The organism is Roseivirga spongicola (assembly GCF_001592965.1).
GTDB classification, from domain to species: domain Bacteria; phylum Bacteroidota; class Bacteroidia; order Cytophagales; family Cyclobacteriaceae; genus Roseivirga; species Roseivirga spongicola.
Map to the genome: position 1 here is coordinate 1 of NZ_LRPC01000026.1, position 305 is coordinate 305.

At 44.9% G+C, this 305-nt stretch carries 1 protein-coding gene; it reads left to right on the top strand.

Annotated elements, in window-relative coordinates; translation table 11 throughout:
• Positions 1-305, top strand: a 305-nt coding sequence (locus AWW68_RS12115; protein ID WP_157717631.1) for a FlgD immunoglobulin-like domain containing protein, incomplete at both ends; no start/stop codon positions are given.

Consider the following 305-nt stretch of genomic DNA (forward strand, 5'->3'; position numbering starts at 1 on the left):
TTCTCTACTAGTACAAGGTTTGTGTTTACCTTAACAGGAAGCGAAATCCCTGATCAGATTAAGATTCAGATCTTTACAGTTTCTGGCAAGTTAGTACGAGAAATAACTCAAGATGAGATTGGCTCCGTCCGCGTGGGAAACAATATCACAGACTATGCATGGGATGGACGAGATGAGTTTGGCGATGTATTAGCCAACGGAACCTATATATACCGTGTGCAAGTAAAAGCCAATGGCCAAGACCTCGGCCACCGCGGCACAGGTAAAGACAAAGCCTTCAATAACGACTTCGGCAAGCTGGTGAT